Source organism: Azospirillum isscasi (assembly GCF_030849505.1).
Taxonomy (GTDB): Bacteria; Pseudomonadota; Alphaproteobacteria; order Azospirillales; family Azospirillaceae; genus Azospirillum; species Azospirillum isscasi.
In genome coordinates, this window is sequence record NZ_JAUJFI010000140.1 from 1 (window position 1) to 15,007 (window position 15,007).

Below are 15,007 nucleotides of genomic sequence, written 5' to 3' on the forward strand. Positions count from 1 at the left end.
CCCCCCCGGCCCTCGGGGCCGGCCCGCGCCCCCCCCCCCCCCCGCCGCCCGCCCCGCCCAGCCCGCCGAAGCGCACGCCCGCCGCCGCGGCCAGGGCGGCGCGGCGGTTGGTGTCGCGGAAGTGGGAGTTGCCGCCGTCGATCAGCACGTCGCCCGGCGACAGGCGGGGCAGCAGGGCCGCCGTCAGCTCGTCCACCGGGGCGCCGGCGGGCACCATCATCAGGATCACCCGCGGCGCCTTCAGCGCGCCCAGCAAGTCCTCAACCGACGCGCAGGGGACGGCGTTGCCCACCTGGGCGGCGAAGGCGGCGCGCCGCCCCTCGTCCAGGTCGTAGCCCGCCACCACGGCCCCGTGGTCGGCCAGATTGGCGGCGAGGTTGCGCCCCATCACGCCCAGACCGAGGACGGCGATGTCGGCCGAGCCGGCGGTGGCGGTCTCCGCCCCGGTCCCGGTCGAGTTGCCCTGCACCATTACGACGAACTCCCGTACGTTCTCTTCGATGAAGCTCAAGTGGTCTCGCGGACCATCAGGCGAAAGCCCAGATCCACGCAGCGTGGCTCTGGCCGGCTTTGCGCCCGGTCCTCCATGCCGGCGATCAGCAGGCGGGCCGCCTCCACGCCGATGGCGCGGCGGGGGGTGGCGACGGTGGTCAGCGGCGGGACGGTCCAGGCCGCCCCCGCCAGATCGTTGAAGCCGGCGACGGCCAGCCGCTCCGGCACCGGGATGCCCAGCCGCGCGCACTGGAACAGCGCGCCCTGCGCCAGATCGTCGTTGCACAGGAACAGCGCGTCGGTGTCGGGATGCGCGGCCAGGGCGCGTTCCAGCAATTCGGCGCCCAGCGCGACGGAGGTGGCGTCCGGCACCAGCAGTTCGCGGTCCGGGTCGTGCCGTCCGGCGTCGCGCAGCGCCTGCCGCCAGCCGTCGCAGCGCTGGCGCGTGCGCGGGTCGAGCTGCCCGGCGATCAGCCCGATGCGCCGCCGCCCCCGTTCCGCCAGATGCGCGCCGATGGCGTAGCCGGCGTCGAACTGCGAGAAGCCGACCGTCCGCACGCCGCCGTCCCCGTGCCCGCCGTCCCCGAGCCCGCCCTCCGTGGTCAGGTCCATGGTGTGGACGACCGGCACGGTCAGGCTGCGCAGCAGGTCCCAGGTGCCCGGCGTGTGGTCCAGCCCGGTCAGGATCACCCCGTCCGGATCGTGGGCGAGCTGGGCGCGCAGCACGCGCTCCTCCGCCTCCGGGCCGTAGCCGGTGACGCCGATCAGCGGCTGGTAGCCGTGCGGGCTCAGCGTCTCTTGCACTCCGGCCAGCAGGTCGATGAAGACGGCGTTGGTCAGCGAGGGGATCAGCACCGCCACCGTCATCGTCCGCGCCGAGGCCAGGGCCGACGCCACGCGGCTCGGCACGAAGCCCAGGCGGCGGCTGGCCTCCTCCACGCGGGCGCGCACCTCCGCGCTGACCGAATCGGGGCGGCGCAGGGCGCGGGACACGGTCATGGCGCTGACCCCGGCGGCGGCGGCCACGTCGGCCATGGTAGCGCGTCCGCTGCGCGAGGATCGGGGTTTGCGGGTGGGGGCGGTCGTCATGGTTCTCCGGATCTCCGTGGGCCATTATCCCGCGCCGGATTGGGCTTTACAAGCTTCCTTTGTTAGCGGTAACATATCGACCTCTCCCCACCCTTTTCGTTTCGAAGGTCCATCGGCATGAGCGCTCTTCCGTCTTCAGATGTTACCGCTAACATGGCCGGGCCGGTGGACGCCGTGGTGGTCATGGGCGTGGCGGGCTGCGGCAAGACCTCGGTGGGGGAGGAGCTGGCCAAGCGGCTCGGCTGGCAGTTCCTGGAGGGCGACGGCTTCCACCCGCCGGAGAACATCGCGAAGATGTCCGCCGGCGTCCCGCTTCAGGACGAGGACCGCTGGGGCTGGCTGGACACCATCGCCGCCCACATCGCTCTGGCGCGGGAGGCGCGGGCGCCGATCGTCGTCTCCTGCTCCGCCCTGAAGCGCCGCTACCGCGAGCGGCTGAGCGCGGGGGGACTGCGCGTCCTGTTCGTCCATCTGCACGGCAGCCGGGAGACGATCCACGCCCGCATGGCCCGGCGCTCCGGCCATTTCATGCCGGCCAGCCTGCTCGACAGCCAGTTCGCGGCGCTGGAGCCGCTGGGGGCCGGGGAGCTCGGCATCGTCTGCGACATCGACGCCACCCCGGCGGAGATCGCCGCCCGCGTCGCGGCGCTGGTCGCCCCCGCCGCCTGACCGTTTTCCCGTCCGGAAGGACCGCGCCATGAGCCTCCACCCCGTCCTCCACCCCGTCGTAGACGCCGTCACCCGCCGCATCCGGGAGCGCAGCCGCACCTCCCGCGCCGCCTATCTGGAGCGGTTGCGGGCCGCTGCGGCGCAGGGGCCGCGCCGCCGGTCGCTGGGCTGCGCCAACCGCGCGCACGGCTTCGCCGGCTGCACCGCCGCGGACGACAAGGCGGCGCTGCGCGACGGTGCGATCCCGGCCATCGGCATCGTGACTTCCTACAACGACATGCTGTCCGCCCATCAGCCCTACGGCGCCTATCCGGAGCGCCTCAAGGCGGCGGTGCGGGCGGCGGGCGGCGTGGCCCAGGTGGCGGGCGGCGTGCCGGCCATGTGCGACGGCGTGACCCAGGGCGAGCCGGGGATGGAGCTGTCGCTCTTCTCGCGCGAGGTGATCGCCATGGGGACGGCGGTCGCCCTGTCGCACGGGACCTTCGACGGGGTGCTGTGCCTGGGCGTCTGCGACAAGATCGTTCCGGGCCTGCTGATCGGCGCGCTGTCCTTCGGCCATCTGCCGACCGTCTTCGTGCCCGCCGGGCCGATGCCCTCCGGCCTGCCCAACAAGGAGAAGGGCCGCATCCGCCAGCTTTACGCGGAAGGCAAAGTGGACAAGGACGCGCTGCTGGAGGCGGAGGCCGCGTCCTACCACGCGCCGGGCACCTGCACCTTCTACGGTACGGCGAACTCGAACCAGATGCTGGTCGAGATGATGGGGCTGCACCTGCCGGGGGCGAGCTTCGCCAACCCCGGCACGCCGCTGCGCGACGCGCTGACCGATGCCGCGGCGCGGCGGGTGGTGGGGCTGCGCACGCCCATCGGGGAGATCGTGGACGAGCGCGCCGTCGTCAACGCGGTGGTCGGGCTGCTGGCGACCGGCGGGTCCACGAACCACACGCTGCATCTGCCGGCCATCGCCGCGGCGGCGGGGATCGCCCTGAGCTGGGAGGATTTCGCCGATCTGTCGGCGGTGGTGCCGCTGCTGGCCCGCGTCTACCCGAACGGCAGCGCCGACGTGAACCAGTTCGAGGCGGCGGGCGGCATGGCCTTCCTGATCGGGGAACTGGCCGGCGCCGGGCTTCTGCACGGCGACGCCGCCACCGTCTGGGAGGAGGAGGGCATCGCCGCCTACCGCCGCCCGTTGCGGCTGGAGGGGGAAGCGCTGGTCCGTGGTGAAGAGGTTCGGGAGAGCCGCGACCCCGCGGTGCTGGCTCCCGTGTCGGCGCCCATGGCGGCGGAGGGTGGGCTGCGCGTGCTGACCGGGCCGCTGGGGCGCGCGGTGGTGAAGGTCTCCGCCGTGAAGCCGGACCACCGGGTGATCGAGGCGCCGGCCCGCGTCTTCGCCGACCAGGAGTCGGTGCAGGCGGCGTTCCGCCGGGGCGAGCTGCACCGCGACGTGGTGGTGGTCGTGCGCTTCCAGGGACCGAAGGCCAACGGCATGCCGGAGCTGCACAAGCTGACACCGCCGCTGGGGGTGCTTCAGGATCTGGGCTACCGCGTGGCTCTGGTGACGGACGGGCGGATGTCCGGCGCGTCGGGAAAGGTGCCGGCGGCGATCCACGTCACGCCGGAAGCCGCGGCGGGCGGGCCGCTGGGGCGTGTCCGCGACGGCGACGTGCTGCGGCTGGACACGGAGCGCGGCACGCTGGAGCTGCTGGTGGAGGCCGCGGAGTTGGACGCGCGTCCGGTGGCCGATGCGCCCGCCGATGCGGGTGCGGGCTGCGGGCGGGAGCTGTTCGGGGTGTTCCGCCGGGCGGTCGGCAGCGCGGACTCTGGGGCGTCGGTGTTCGGGTGAGGTGGTCGCACCGGGCCCCCACCCAACCCTTCCCCACCTTCGGCGGGGCAGGTTGGGAGGGGGGCCCGACACGACCACTCCCCACTTCCCCAAATTCACCCCACCGTCAGTTCGTAGGTTCCCATCGTCCCGTACACCGCGACGGACGTGCTGCCCGCCGGGACCATGACGGTGCCGATGTGCGACCCGGTGGTCACCACGTCGCCGGCCTTCAGGCCGCCCAGGCTGACCGCCCCTTTGTTGGCCATCCACACCAGAAGCCGCACCGGCTCGCCCGCCGAATTGCCGGCGACGGTCTCGATCTTCCGCTCGCCGTCCACGACCAGGGCCACCCGCTCCTTCAGCGGCTCCAGCGAGCGCCAGTCCGCGATGGCCGGGCCGACGACCAGGGCGCCGTGGTTGAACTGGTCCGCCATGTGGCTGAGCGGGTCCTGCGAGCCGAAACCGGCGAAGCGCGTGTCCACGATCTCGAAGGCCGGGTGGACGGATTCCACGGCGTCCAGAACCTCCTCGCGGCTGTAGGGCTCGGCGCGGGGCGGCAGGTCCCTGGCGAATTTGTAGGCGATCTCCGCCTCCATGCCGATGACCTGGAAATTGGCGGCGGGAAGCGCCGTGGTGTCGAAGAACAGCGTGTCGGCGTGGATGGGCGCGCGGAACGGCTCCGAATCCGGGGTGCGGGCGCCGACCTTCCAGGCGGCGACCGGGCCGAGACGGCGGGCCACGGCGTCCTGGATGGCGTAGGCCTCGGCCTCGCTGGCGGGGCGGGTGGGCAGGGCGGACAGCCAGTTGCGGCTTGTCCGCGCCTGGAGCAGAGCGTCAACGGAGTCGTTCATCGTCGTCGGGCCTTCGCGTCGTTCTGATTATTCGGGCTTGCCGGGTTGGGCTCTCATGGCCCCGCAGGACTCGCGGATGACCAGCCGGGCGGGCAGGATCACCCGCTCCGGCGCGCCTTGCGGGTCGGCGATGCGGCGCAGCAGCAGGCGGGCGGCCTCCTGCCCGATCTGGCGGGCGGAGGTGGCGACGGTGGTCAAAGCGGGGCGGCTCATCGCCGCTTCGGTCACGTCGTCGAAGCCGGTCACGGCGACGTCCCGCCCGGCCCTGAGACCGCGGGCCTCCAGCCCCAGCATCGCGCCGAACGCGACCAGATCGTTGTAACAAAGCATCGCGGTCGGCGGGTCGGGCAGGTCGAGCAGCGGTCCCACCGCCTCCAGCCCGGCGCGGCGGGTGACCGGGCAGCGGATGATCAGGTCCGGCGACAGGCCGTGCCGCCGCATGGCGGTGCCGAAGCCGGCGCGGCGCCCCGCCGCGGCGGAGTGGGACAGGTTGCCGCCGACGAAGGCGATGCGGCGGTGGCCGAGGCGGATCAGATGCTCGGTCACCATCTCCATGCCGAACTCGTAATCCACCCCGGCGTAATCGCCCTCGCGGGCGGAGACGAAGCGCAGCGCCTGCACGCAGGGAAGCTGCCAGCGGCGCAGCCGCTCCAGCAGGTCGGGCGGCGTGCCGGCGGTGGGGCAGACGATCACCCCGTCCACATTGTGTTCCCGCATCCGCTGAAGGAAGCGGTCCTGCCGTTCGACCGATTCGGCGGTGTTGGCGAGGAAGGCGACCACCCCTTCCTCCCCCAGCACATCGTCCACCCCGGCGGTCAGCTCGCCGTAGAAGGAGTTGTTGATCTCGCAGACCAGCAGGCCGACCGTGTCGGTGCGGGTGGCGCGCAGGGTTGCGGCGCCGCGGTTGTAGACGTAGCCCAGCGCCGCGATGGCCGCCTGCACGCGCTCCCGCGTCTCGGCGGCGACCAGCGGGCTGCCGCGCAGGACGAGCGAGACGGTGGACCGCGACACCCCGGCGTGGTTCGCGACCTCCGTCAGGGTGATGCGGGCCGGTCCGCCGGGCTCGTCAAGGATGCTCATTCACACCACGGCGGTCGGAAGCGGCTGTCCGGCGAAGAAGGCCGACAGGTTCGCCAGCACCAGATCGCCCATGGCCTTGCGCGTCTCCACCGTGGCGCTGGCCTGATGCGGCTGGAGCACCACGTTGTCCAGGCCGAACAGGGCTTCCGGCGCGTGCGGCTCGTTGGCGAAGACGTCCAGCGCCGCGCCGCCCAGACGCCCATCGGTCAGGGCGGCGACCAGCTCCGGCTCGTCCACCACGGCGCCGCGGGCGACGTTGACCAGCAGCCCGTCGGGGCCGAGCGCCTCGATCACCGCGCGGTTGACCATGCCGCGGGCGTCCGGCCCGGCGGAAGCGGCGACGATCAGGATGTCGCTCTCCCGCGCCAGATCGACCGGGGAGGCGACGAAGCGGTAGGGCACGTCGGTGCGCGGTTTGCGGTTGGTGTAGGCGATGTCCATGGCGAAGCCGGCGGCGCGCTGGGCGATGGCCAGCCCGATGCGGCCCAGCCCCAGGATGCCCAGCCGCTTGCCGGTCACCTTGCGGGCCAGCGGCAGGCCGCCGCCCGGCCAGCGCCCGGCGCGCACGAAGCGGTCGCCGACCATCATGCGGCGCGACCCGGCGATCATCAGCCCGATGGCGAGATCGGCCACGTCGTCGGTCAGCACGTCCGGCGTGTTGGTGACGCGCACCCCGCGGGCGGCGGCGTGCGTCAGGTCCACCGCGTCGGTGCCGACGCCGTTGATCGCGACGATCCCCAGATTCGGGCAGGCGTCCATGACGGCGTTGCCGACGCCCGTGCCGCCCCCGGTGACGACGGCGCGGACCCGCGGCCCGACCTCCGCCACCAGCCGGTCGCGGTCGGGCGCCGCGGCGAGGCGGTGGACGGTGTAGCCCGCGTCCAGCGCCGCCTCGATGTACGGCATCATGGGTTCGACGAGGAGGATCTCCGGCTTCATAAAACGCTGTCCTTAATGGGAGAGGATCTGGCCGAGGAAGTTGCGGGTCCGCTCGGACTTGGGATTGGAGAAGAATTCGGCGGGGATGGCCTGCTCGACGATCTCGCCGCGGTCCATGAAGATCACGCGGTCGGCGACCGACTTGGCGAAGCCCATCTCGTGCGTCACGCACAGCATGGTCATGCCGTCCTCGGCAAGGCCGATCATGGTGTCCAGCACCTCCTTCACCATCTCGGGGTCGAGGGCGGAGGTCGGCTCGTCGAACAGCATCACCTTGGGATTCATGCACAGCGAGCGGGCGATGGCGACGCGCTGCTGCTGGCCGCCGGAGAGCTGGCCGGGGTACTTGTCCGCCTGCTCCGGGATGCGCACGCGCTCCAGATACTTCATGGCGATGGCCTGGGCCTCCGCCTTGGTGGTGCCGCGCACCTTCATGGGCGCCAGCATGCAGTTCTGGATCACGGTCAGGTGCGGGAACAGGTTGAACTGCTGGAAGACCATCCCGACCTCGCGCCGCACCTGATCGAGATGGCGGTGGTGGGAGTCCAGCGTGATCCCGTTGACGGTGATCGTGCCCTTCTGGTGCTTCTCAAGCTGGTTGATGCAGCGGATCAGCGTGGACTTGCCGGAACCGGAGGGGCCGCAGATGACGATCCGCTCGCCCTTGCGGACCTCCAGCTCGATGTCCTTCAGCACATGGAAGCTGTCGTACCATTTCTGGACGCCTTCCATGCGGATGACGACCTCGCCGCTGACGGGCCGCGGCACGGGGGCATCCGTGGAATCGTAAGCCGGCGCCATGGGGAAACTCCTGCTGATTTGGCCCTCTCCCGCCCCGGGAGAGGGAAGGGACCCACGCGGAGCGTGGGAAGGGTGAGGGTGTCGCCGAGAATGGTGCGCCGATCCTCGCCGCTACCCTCACCCGCCCGCTTCGCGGGCACCCTCTCCCGGGGCGGGAGAGGGGGTGAAACGCCTTACGACTTGGTCAGCGGGGGCAGGTCGGTGCCCAGCCACTTCTTGTGGATCTCGTTCAGCTCGCCGCTCGCCTTGGCGGACTCGATGAAGCCGTTGACCCACGCCAGCAGGGCGTCCTGGCCTTTGCGCATGGCGATGCCCTGGACCTGACGGTTCAGCACGAACTTCATCTCGTAGTTCGCCTGCGGGGCCAGCTTCTTTATCTCCTTGGTGACCACGTTGCTGAGGCCCAGCGCGTCCACCTGCCCGGACAGCATCGCCTGCACGGCGCTGGCGTCGTCGTCGAAGCGCATGATGCGGGCGTCCTTCGGGGCGACGGCGGTCAGCGCGTTGTCCTGGGTGCTGGCGCGGGCGACGCCGACGCGCTTGCCGGACAGCTCCGCCGTGTCCTTGATCTTGGTGTTGGCCGGGGCGACCAGACCGATCTCGATGGCGGCGTAGGGCTCGGAGAACTGCACCTGCTCGGCGCGGGCCGGCGTGATGCCCAGCGAGGCGACCAGCAGGTCCACCTTGTTGGTCAGCAGATAGGGGATGCGGTTCGGGCCGGTCACCGGGACGATCTCCACCGGGACGCCCATGTGCTTGGCCAGCAGCTTGGCGACGTCGGCGTCGTAGCCGTCCGGCTTGCCCTCGGCGGTGGTGATGCCGAAGGGCGGGAAATCCACCAGCATGCCGATGGTCAGCTTGCCCTTCGCCTTGATCTCGTCGACGGTCTGGGCGGCGGCGGGGACGGCCGTCGCGACGGCGCCGATGGTGGCGGCGGCCATCAGGACACCGGCGACGGCGAGGCGGCGGGTGATCGAAAGGCTCATGGTCTGTTCCCTCACGGTTTTTTGATTGTTGGAAAAGGTCAGCGGGTGGCGACGGCGTAGCGCCGCTCCAGCCGGGCGCTGAGCAGCGACAGCGGCCAGCACATGGCGAAGTAGAGGGCCGCCACGATCCCGAACACCAGGAAGGGCTGGAAGGTGGCGTTGTTGACGATCTGCCCGGCGCGGGTCAGCTCGGTGAAGCCGATGATGGCGGCCAGCGACGTGCTCTTGATGAGCTGCACGAGGAAGCCCACGGTCGGCGGCACCGCGACCTTCACCGCCTGCGGCAGGATCACGTAGCGCATCAGCCCCGGATAGCGCAGGCCGAGCGCGGAGGCCGCCTCCCACTGGCCGCGCGGCACCGACTGGATGCAGCCGCGCCAGATCTCGCCCAGGAAGGCGCTGGCGTTCAGGGTCAGGCCCAGCGCCGCGGCGGCCCAGGGGTTCAGGTCGAAGCCCATCACCGTGGCGCCGAAGAACACCAGGAAGAGCTGCATCAGCAGCGGCGTGCCCTGGAAAAGCTGGATGTAGCCGGTGGCGGCCAGCCGCACCGCCTTGACGTCGGAGGTGCGGGCCAGCGCGATGAACAGGCCGACCGTGGCACCGCCGACGAAGGCGATGGCCGACAGCGCCAGCGTCCACTGAACGGCGCTGAGGAGGAAGAGGAATTCGTTGTAACTGAAGGCGCGGATCATGGCTCGGCCCTCCCTCAGCGCCGGTCGGTGTCGTAGGCGAAGGCCAGCTTGTAGATGCCGGCGAACAGCGCCGAGAAGGCCATCGCCAGCGCCAGATAGATGCCGGTCACCACGATGTAGATCTCGAAGCTGCGGAAGGTCTGCGACTGGATGTTGTTGGCGACCGAGGTCAGCTCGTCCGCCGAGATCGCCGACACCACGCTGGAGCTGAGCATCAGCAGGATGAACTGGCTGGTCAGCGCCGGGTAGACGGTGCGCAGCGCCGGCTTGATGACGACGTAGCGGAAGACCTGCAACGGCTTCAGCCCCAGCGCCAGCCCGGCTTCGATCTGGCCCTTTTGGATCGATTCGATGCCGGCGCGGATGATCTCCGTCGCGTAGGCGCCGACATTGACCACCATGGCGATCAGCGCGGCGAGGTCCGGCGACAGGCGGATGCCCATGGTCGGCAGTCCGAAAAAGATCAGGAAGATCTGCACCAGGAAGGGCGTGTTGCGCACCACCTCGATGTAGGCGTTGATGATCCAGCGGACCGGCTTCGGCCCGGACGTCTTGCCGAGCGCGCAGAGAATCGCGACGATCAGGCCCAGAATCATGGCGCCGATCGACAATTGCACGGTCAGCCACGCGCCCTGGAGCAGATAGTCCCAGGAGCCGATGACGGCGTCGAAGTTGAACGTGTAGTTCACGGGCTTTCCCTCCGCAGCCGGACGGGGCGCCGCGCGGCGCCGTCTGGACGGTCCATGAGCCGGATTCTTGTTGTCGGCCTCTCGTCGCCCGGCGCGGCGATCCTCGCGACCGTTCTGGCGCCGGGTGTGATCGGAAGCCTATTTGGATCGATCCAAATGCGCAAGGGCGAAAACGCAGCGCTGCGAAAATAATTCGTGATGCGTACAATCAAAAGCCGCGCGGCGGATCCAGGCGGAACGAACGGACGCTTGCGCCGTGCCGCGTCTTGACGATGATCAAGGTGCACAGCGACCGCGCACCGGACTATCCGCCATGATATGACGCGGTGCCGCCCGCCAAGGGCGGACGCCCCAGGCAGAAGGATTTTCGCATGGACTGCTTCGCCGGCCCCGGCCCCGCCGCCCCTCTCCCGCTGGAAGAGGCGCTGGCCCGCGTGCAACGGGCCTATGGCGCCGTGACGGAGCGGGAGGAGGTGCCGCTGCGCGCCGCGCTGGGCCGCATCCTGGCGGAACCGGTGACCGCAACGGTCAACGTGCCGCCGGTGGCCGTCTCGGCGATGGACGGCTGGGGCTTCCGCATGCCGGACGGGGCGGGCGGGGAACCGCTGCGGCTGACCGTGGTGGGTCGCGTGCCGGCGGGCTCCGTCTTCCCGGGAACGGTCGGGCCGGGCGAGGCGGTGCGCATCTTCACCGGAGCGCCCATTCCGGCGGGGGTGGACACCGTCGCCATGCAGGAGGATTGCCGGGCCGAGGATGGCGCCACGGGCGGAACGGTGCTGGTGCCCGCCACCCTGAAGCGCGGGGCCAACATCCGCGACGCCGGGGAGGACATGACGGCGGGGTCCGTCGTGCTGACGCCGGGCCTGCGGCTGCGCGCGCAGGAAATCGGTCTGGCCGCCGCGGTGGGCCGTTCCGCCCTGTCGGTGCGCAAGCGTCTGCGCGTCGTCCTGTTTTCCACCGGCGACGAGCTGCGCGAGCCGGGGACGGACAAGCCGGACGGCACGATCTACGACGCCAACCGCTACACGCTGGCCGCCCAGCTCGACGCGCTGGGGGCGGAGGTGCGCGACCTCGGCATCCTGCCCGACCGGCCGGACGTGACCCGCGCCGCGCTGGCCGACGCCGCGGCCACCGCCGATCTGGTGGTCACCTCCGGCGGCGCGTCGGTGGGGGAGGAGGACCATGTGAAGGCCGTGGTCGGCGAGCTTGGGTCCGTCGATCTGTGGAAGCTCGCGCTGAAGCCGGGCAAGCCGCTGGCGCTCGGGCGCATCGGAACCACGCCCTTCCTTGGCCTGCCGGGCAACCCGGTGTCGGCCATGGTGACCTTCATGCTGGTGGGCCGCCCGCTGGTGCTGCGCCTGTCGGGGGCGGAGAGCGCGCCGGCCCCGCGCTGCCTCGTCGTCGCCGGGTTCGAGTTCAAGAAGAAGGCGGGGCGGCGGGAGTTCCTGCGCGCCCGTCTGGCGACCGGACCCGATGGCCGCCCGGTCGCCCACAAGTTCCCCAGCGACAGCTCCGGCGTCCTGACCTCCATGGTCGAGGCGGACGGGCTGGTGGACATGCCGATGGACGCCACCGCGATCCGCGAAGGGGACATGGTGGACTTCCTGCCCTTCACCGGCCTGTTCGCCTGACGGGCCGCCCCAGGTTCCCCTCTCCCGGGGCGGGAGAGGGGATTCCGAACCTCACTTCTTCGGCATGTGGCCGCTGATTTCGGCGTGCAGGGGCTTGGTGTCCTCGAACATCTTCTGCTGCTCGGGGGTGGCTTCCTTCTGGTGTTTGGCCTTCCACTCCGCATAGGGCATGCCGTAGACGGCGATGCGCGCCTCCTCGTCGGTCAGCGGCACGCCGCGCTCCTTGGCTGCGGCGGCGTACCATTTGGACAGGCAGTTGCGGCAGAAGCCGGCCAGATTCATCAGGTCGATGTTCTGCACGTCGGTGCGCTTCTGGAGATGCGCGACCAGACCGCGGAACGCCGCGGCTTCCAGCTCGGTGCGGGTCTTCTCGTCCATTCCAATCCCTTTCCTCAATTATGTTCGTTGTGCAGCGTGACGAAGCGGCCATGGCGGTGGAAGCTCTGGGACGAGCCGCCGGCCAGGATCGCGTGGGCCACGGCGTCCCGGTTCTCCACGACGAAGCCGGCCAGCGCGGCAATGCCGTAGCGGAACAGCCGCGGGGTCAGCGGCGTGCCCGGCCCGACCAGGGCGATGCGGGTGCCCTCCGCCACCGACAGCAGGCGCGGCAGGGTGCGGTTGGCGAGCGTGGAGGAGGTGATCGCCGCCCCCTCCGCCCCCGGCAGCAGCCATTCCCCGGCGGCTTCCGGATACTCCCCGTCGCTGGGGTTCAGTTCGACCACATGGGCGTTGGGCAGGCGCCGGGCAATCTGCGGGAAGGCGCCGAAGACGACCACGCGCCCGTCCATCCCGGCGAACAGGTCCAGCCCGTTGGCTGAAGAACCGGTCAGGTCCGGGCGGTTGTAATGGGCGTTCAGGGCGGCCATGCCGACCGCGGCCTCCTGCGGGTCCCAGGATCGGGCGGCGCGCGCGGCCAGCCCGGCGAGGCCGACTCCGGCCCAGCGCACCGGATCGGGCGGCGGCGCCGACTGCGGACGGGCGGCGAGGCCGATGCCGGGTCCCCTGGCGCCTTCCGTCTCCACCATGATCCATTTGGCGCCGATGGTGACGGCGCGGACCTCCGCGTCCTCCACCCCGTGCAGCAGGTCGTCGTAGAGCCGGTGCGCCCCCCACCAGCGCCACAGCGCGTCCTCGTCCGGGGAGATCAGGCTGGTGAAGCCGCCGGTGAAGCTCTGCCATTCGTTGAGGAACCGGCTGCCGACGCTGGTCAGCACCGGGATACCCTCGGCGATGCCGGCCAGCAGCTCGTCCGCCAGCCCCTCGCCATGGGCCTCCAGCCCCGCGAACTTGTTGACCACCAGCAGGTCGGCGCGTTCCGCGATGGCGCGGCGCAGCGCCTGGCTGGCCTCCGCCACCCCCTGGGGATCGACGCGGCAGGACTGCGATTGACGGCCCAGATGCTGGGAGATGTCGTAGGTCTTGCCGGTGGCGACGTCCACCAGCTCCATCAGGTCGGCGCAGTCGCCGGGCGCGCCGGTGTTGCGCTGGACCACGCCGCCGACGCGGAAGCCGCGCCGCTGCAACTCCGCCACGAAGCGGTCGATCAGCGCGTCCACGGCGGCGGAGCCGGGACCGTGGACCACCGCGCCGGGACGCAGAGGGGGCGGAACCGCGGGGCGCAGGATCGGCATGGGGCGGGCTCCTTCAGGGGGACGGCAAGAATCAGGAGACGGAAATCAGGCGGCGGAGACGCCGCGGCGGATGTGGTACACGAACACCTCCCCGCGCGTCTCGTGCGCCAGCAGCACGTTGTCGGTCGTGTTGCAGAAATGCTTGAAATCGATGATCGACGCCGGATCGGTGGCGTAGACGATCACCTCCTCCCCCTCGGCCATCCTGTCCAGCAGGGCGCGCGTCCGCAGGATGGGCAGCGGGCAATGCAGCCCCTTCACGTCGAGTTCCTTGGCCGCCACGGACATCGCCTCTTCTTCTGCATCGTCACCGGACGCTGCGACTGTACCGGGTTCGCGCTTCCGCCTCCACCGTTCCGGACATCCGGGCGTTCCGGAGACCCGGGCATTCCGAAGGGCCGGGCACCTTTGCCGGGCTGGGATGTTAGCCAGGAAACGGAAACACGAACGATGCGGGAGCAACGCTTATGGCCGGTCGGCATTTCGACAAGGTGGTGGTCGTCACCGGGGCGTCCAGCGGCATCGGAAGGGCGACCGCCCTGGAATTCGCGCGCCACGGCGCCGCGGTGGTCCTGGCGGCGCGGCGCCACGCCGCCCTGCACGAGGTCGCGGAGGAGTGCATCGAGGCCGGCGGGCGGGCGATGGTCGTGCCCACCGACGTGCGCGACCAGGAGCAGGTGAACCGGCTGGCCGAACGCGCCGTCGAGGTGTTCGGCGGGATCGACGTCTGGGTGAACAACGCGGGCGTGATCGCCTTCGGGCGTTTCGAGGAGACTCCGCAGGACGTGTTCGAGGAGGTGATGCGCACCAACTTCTTCGGCACCGCCAACGGCAGCCGCGCCGTGCTGCCCCATTTCCTGGAGCGGGAGGAGGGCACGATCATCAACGTCGCCTCCCTGGCCTCCATCGTCGGGCAGCGCTACGCCGCCGCCTACGCCGCCAGCAAGTTCGCGGTGCGCGGCTTTTCCGAGACGCTGCGGCAGGAGCTGGTGGAGGACCCCGGCATCCAGGTCTGCACCGTCCTGCCCGGCCCCATCGACACGCCGCTGTGGCAGCATGGCGCCAACTACACGGGCCGTGCGGTCAAGGCGATGACCCCGCTGAGCCCGCCGGAGGAGGTGGCCGAGGCCATCCTGAAGCTCGCCGAGAATCCCCGGCCCGAGCTGTTCGTCGGCGCCGCGGGGCGCGCCGCCGCCCTGCCGCACGCGGTGGCGCCGGCGCTGGCGGACCGCATGCTGGCCCACCGCATGGACCGTAACATGTTCGACAACCGCCCGGCCCGCGACACCTCCGGCGCCGTTCTCGAAGCCATGCCCGACTACCGGGAGGCCAGCGGCGGCTGGATGGAGCGCGCCGCCGCCCACGCGCCGCCGGAGCGGGCGGGCGGGCGGCGGGCCATCTCCTGGACCAACCTCGCTTTGTTCCTGTTGCCCATCGGCCTGATGAGCCGCCTTCCCGCCCAGGTGTGGGAACGGCGGGCCTGGCACGCCGCAGGGATCAGGCCGTCAGCATCTTGAGGCCGGACAGGGCGAGGATCGCCGCCAGCAGATAGCGCAGCGCCGCGGTGGGCAGGTGGCGGCTGCCCAGCCAGGCTCCGACCGCCCCGCCGGCCCCGGCGGCGGCCAGCCACCAGGG

At 71.2% G+C, this 15,007-nt stretch carries 17 protein-coding genes; 5 read left to right on the top strand and 12 right to left on the bottom strand.

Going from position 1 to position 15,007, the window contains the following annotated elements:
• Both QSG27_RS22050 and gntR read right to left on the bottom strand, forming a co-directional pair.
• Positions 1 to 511: NAD(P)-binding domain-containing protein (locus QSG27_RS22050; RefSeq protein WP_306709909.1), on the bottom strand; the 511-nt coding region annotated here is incomplete at its 3' end.
• A complete protein-coding gene (gene gntR, locus QSG27_RS22055; protein ID WP_306709910.1) occupies positions 508 to 1,581 on the bottom strand; it encodes an HTH-type transcriptional regulator GntR in 1,074 nt (357 codons plus the stop codon). The genes QSG27_RS22050 and gntR, both read right to left, overlap by 4 nt.
• Before the next feature lie 153 nt (positions 1,582 to 1,734).
• Here gntR and QSG27_RS22060 point away from each other — a divergent pair, with 153 nt between their 5' ends.
• The gene (locus QSG27_RS22060; RefSeq protein WP_306709912.1) at positions 1,735 to 2,250 is read left to right on the top strand and encodes a gluconokinase; all 516 of its coding nucleotides are present in this window, start codon (positions 1,735 to 1,737) and stop codon (positions 2,248 to 2,250) included.
• A 28-nt stretch (positions 2,251 to 2,278) separates the two neighbouring features.
• Positions 2,279 to 4,090 carry a phosphogluconate dehydratase gene (gene edd / locus QSG27_RS22065; RefSeq protein WP_306709914.1) on the top strand — a complete coding sequence of 604 codons (1,812 nt, stop codon included), beginning with the start codon at positions 2,279 to 2,281 and terminating at the stop codon, positions 4,088 to 4,090.
• A gap of 95 nt (positions 4,091 to 4,185) precedes the next feature.
• Here edd and QSG27_RS22070 read toward each other — a convergent pair whose 3' ends face one another.
• The 7 genes from QSG27_RS22070 to QSG27_RS22100 all read right to left on the bottom strand — a co-directional run bounded on the left by QSG27_RS22070 (position 4,186) and on the right by QSG27_RS22100 (position 10,110).
• Positions 4,186 to 4,923: a 2-keto-4-pentenoate hydratase gene (locus tag QSG27_RS22070; RefSeq protein ID WP_306709916.1), complete on the bottom strand. Its 738-nt coding sequence runs from the start codon at positions 4,921 to 4,923 to the stop codon at positions 4,186 to 4,188.
• Positions 4,924 to 4,950: 27 nt separating this feature from the next.
• The gene (locus QSG27_RS22075) at positions 4,951 to 6,003 is read right to left on the bottom strand and encodes a LacI family DNA-binding transcriptional regulator (RefSeq protein ID WP_306709918.1); all 1,053 of its coding nucleotides are present in this window, start codon (positions 6,001 to 6,003) and stop codon (positions 4,951 to 4,953) included.
• A complete protein-coding gene (locus tag QSG27_RS22080) occupies positions 6,004 to 6,942 on the bottom strand; it encodes a 2-hydroxyacid dehydrogenase (protein WP_306709920.1) in 939 nt (312 codons plus the stop codon).
• Positions 6,943 to 6,954: 12 nt separating this feature from the next.
• Complete coding sequence (locus QSG27_RS22085; RefSeq protein ID WP_306709922.1) at positions 6,955 to 7,743, bottom strand: amino acid ABC transporter ATP-binding protein; 789 nt, start codon at positions 7,741 to 7,743, stop codon at positions 6,955 to 6,957.
• A 173-nt stretch (positions 7,744 to 7,916) separates the two neighbouring features.
• Positions 7,917 to 8,729 carry a transporter substrate-binding domain-containing protein gene (locus QSG27_RS22090; RefSeq protein WP_306709924.1) on the bottom strand — a complete coding sequence of 271 codons (813 nt, stop codon included), beginning with the start codon at positions 8,727 to 8,729 and terminating at the stop codon, positions 7,917 to 7,919.
• Between the two features lie 38 nt (positions 8,730 to 8,767).
• Positions 8,768 to 9,421: an amino acid ABC transporter permease gene (locus tag QSG27_RS22095; protein ID WP_306709926.1), complete on the bottom strand. Its 654-nt coding sequence runs from the start codon at positions 9,419 to 9,421 to the stop codon at positions 8,768 to 8,770.
• Positions 9,422 to 9,435: 14 nt separating this feature from the next.
• A complete protein-coding gene (locus QSG27_RS22100) occupies positions 9,436 to 10,110 on the bottom strand; it encodes an amino acid ABC transporter permease (RefSeq protein ID WP_306709928.1) in 675 nt (224 codons plus the stop codon).
• Between the two features lie 54 nt (positions 10,111 to 10,164).
• Between QSG27_RS22100 and QSG27_RS22105 the strand changes: the two genes are divergently transcribed.
• Complete coding sequence (locus QSG27_RS22105) at positions 10,165 to 10,302, top strand: hypothetical protein (RefSeq protein WP_306709930.1); 138 nt, start codon at positions 10,165 to 10,167, stop codon at positions 10,300 to 10,302.
• Positions 10,303 to 10,481: 179 nt separating this feature from the next.
• Positions 10,482 to 11,741, top strand: a complete 1,260-nt coding sequence (locus tag QSG27_RS22110; protein WP_306709933.1) for a molybdopterin molybdotransferase MoeA — start codon at positions 10,482 to 10,484, stop codon at positions 11,739 to 11,741.
• Between the two features lie 51 nt (positions 11,742 to 11,792).
• On the opposite strand, the gene QSG27_RS22115 is transcribed toward QSG27_RS22110, so the two are convergent.
• Genes QSG27_RS22115 through QSG27_RS22125 form a run of 3 tightly spaced genes read right to left on the bottom strand, consistent with a single transcriptional unit; the run spans position 11,793 to position 13,660 of the window.
• Entirely contained in the window at positions 11,793 to 12,119 is a 327-nt protein-coding gene (locus QSG27_RS22115) for a DUF1244 domain-containing protein (RefSeq protein ID WP_306709934.1), read from the bottom strand.
• 14 nt (positions 12,120 to 12,133) lie between these two features.
• Entirely contained in the window at positions 12,134 to 13,372 is a 1,239-nt protein-coding gene (locus QSG27_RS22120) for a DUF2478 domain-containing protein (RefSeq protein WP_306709937.1), read from the bottom strand.
• A 45-nt stretch (positions 13,373 to 13,417) separates the two neighbouring features.
• Positions 13,418 to 13,660, bottom strand: a complete 243-nt coding sequence (locus QSG27_RS22125) for a sulfurtransferase TusA family protein (RefSeq protein ID WP_306709939.1) — start codon at positions 13,658 to 13,660, stop codon at positions 13,418 to 13,420.
• Positions 13,661 to 13,839: 179 nt separating this feature from the next.
• Between QSG27_RS22125 and QSG27_RS22130 the strand changes: the two genes are divergently transcribed.
• Complete coding sequence (locus QSG27_RS22130) at positions 13,840 to 14,889, top strand: SDR family oxidoreductase (RefSeq protein ID WP_306709941.1); 1,050 nt, start codon at positions 13,840 to 13,842, stop codon at positions 14,887 to 14,889.
• Positions 14,890 to 15,007: the final 118 nt, after the last annotated feature.

Excerpts from the sequence above, each read along its gene's own strand:
- gntR (WP_306709910.1), bottom strand. The coding sequence starts at position 1,581 with ATGACGACCGCCCCCACCCGCAAACCCCGATCCTCGCGCAGCGGACGC.
- QSG27_RS22060 (WP_306709912.1), top strand. The coding sequence starts at position 1,735 with ATGGCCGGGCCGGTGGACGCCGTGGTGGTCATGGGCGTGGCGGGCTGC.
- QSG27_RS22080 (WP_306709920.1), bottom strand. The coding sequence starts at position 6,942 with ATGAAGCCGGAGATCCTCCTCGTCGAACCCATGATGCCGTACATCGAG.
- QSG27_RS22095 (WP_306709926.1), bottom strand. The coding sequence starts at position 9,421 with ATGATCCGCGCCTTCAGTTACAACGAATTCCTCTTCCTCCTCAGCGCC.
- QSG27_RS22085 (WP_306709922.1), bottom strand. The coding sequence starts at position 7,743 with ATGGCGCCGGCTTACGATTCCACGGATGCCCCCGTGCCGCGGCCCGTC.
- edd (WP_306709914.1), top strand. The coding sequence starts at position 2,279 with ATGAGCCTCCACCCCGTCCTCCACCCCGTCGTAGACGCCGTCACCCGC.
- QSG27_RS22070 (WP_306709916.1), bottom strand. The coding sequence starts at position 4,923 with ATGAACGACTCCGTTGACGCTCTGCTCCAGGCGCGGACAAGCCGCAAC.
- QSG27_RS22105 (WP_306709930.1), top strand. The coding sequence starts at position 10,165 with ATGAGCCGGATTCTTGTTGTCGGCCTCTCGTCGCCCGGCGCGGCGATC.
- QSG27_RS22090 (WP_306709924.1), bottom strand. The coding sequence starts at position 8,729 with ATGAGCCTTTCGATCACCCGCCGCCTCGCCGTCGCCGGTGTCCTGATG.
- QSG27_RS22120 (WP_306709937.1), bottom strand. The coding sequence starts at position 13,372 with ATGCCGATCCTGCGCCCCGCGGTTCCGCCCCCTCTGCGTCCCGGCGCG.
- QSG27_RS22110 (WP_306709933.1), top strand. The coding sequence starts at position 10,482 with ATGGACTGCTTCGCCGGCCCCGGCCCCGCCGCCCCTCTCCCGCTGGAA.
- QSG27_RS22075 (WP_306709918.1), bottom strand. The coding sequence starts at position 6,003 with ATGAGCATCCTTGACGAGCCCGGCGGACCGGCCCGCATCACCCTGACG.
- QSG27_RS22130 (WP_306709941.1), top strand. The coding sequence starts at position 13,840 with ATGGCCGGTCGGCATTTCGACAAGGTGGTGGTCGTCACCGGGGCGTCC.
- QSG27_RS22125 (WP_306709939.1), bottom strand. The coding sequence starts at position 13,660 with ATGTCCGTGGCGGCCAAGGAACTCGACGTGAAGGGGCTGCATTGCCCG.
- QSG27_RS22115 (WP_306709934.1), bottom strand. The coding sequence starts at position 12,119 with ATGGACGAGAAGACCCGCACCGAGCTGGAAGCCGCGGCGTTCCGCGGT.